Origin of the sequence: Anaerobacillus sp. 1_MG-2023 (assembly GCF_030547345.1) — a bacterium.
Lineage (GTDB): Bacteria > Bacillota > Bacilli > Bacillales > Guptibacillaceae > Guptibacillus > Guptibacillus hwajinpoensis_B.
Window position 1 is genome coordinate 1 of sequence record NZ_JAUORD010000045.1, and the last position, 779, is coordinate 779.

Here is a 779-nt window from a genome sequence, read left to right on the forward strand (position 1 = left end):
GGCCTATGGATGGTTACACATACTAATCAAGGCACGGCCAATTTTTTTAGTGATAAATCTTATAACCCCTCCGCAAAAACTGGAACTGCAGAGTTTGGAGAAAATAACTATAATTTAACTCTTGTAGGGTATGCTCCTTCTGATGATCCTGAAGTGGCTTTTGCAGTTGTAGTGCCAGATATCGATAACACTAATGAAATTAATCATGATATTAGCGAACGGATAATGGACAAGTATTTTGAAATGAAAAAATCAGGACATCAGATGGAAGTGAAAGATAAAGGAAATGACTAAAACATATCTCTTTTCAAATCTTGAATCGAGGAGAAATCAGTGCAAAAAAAATCAGTTTATTTACTTGTAATATCAATTCTTGTATTTAGTGTTTTTGTATACTATATATATGGACAAGAATATAGATACGCAAAAGAATTCGCGAATGAACTATATGAGTATTCAATTCCTCCAAACACAGTACTAATTGAGAAAGGTTATGATTTTGCCTACAACTATGGAGGAGGGCCTAGGGGTAATGGAGGATATCCAACGGTAGTCGCTTTCATGAAATTATCATCTTCTCTCAGTGAGCAAGAAATATTCAATTACTACAACCAAGATGATATTGAAGTATATTTTGACTGGTGGGTGGAAGAGGAAAAAGGCAAAGAGTGGTACGAGGGGATAAAACCAAAACCTCAAAAGCTAAGTGATAAGGAAAATATCAATAAAACTATTAAAGTCGTTATTCAAAAAAGAAGTCTCCTTGTCACTCCTTATGG

At 34.5% G+C, this 779-nt stretch carries 2 protein-coding genes; both read left to right on the forward strand.

The window, feature by feature from the left end:
* On the forward strand, positions 1–294 hold a 294-nt coding region (locus Q4550_RS23195; protein ID WP_303536534.1), incomplete at its 5' end, for a penicillin-binding transpeptidase domain-containing protein.
* A gap of 39 nt (positions 295–333) precedes the next feature.
* Positions 334–779 (forward strand): hypothetical protein (locus tag Q4550_RS23200; RefSeq protein WP_483298578.1); only part of this gene is annotated, 446 nt, incomplete at its 3' end.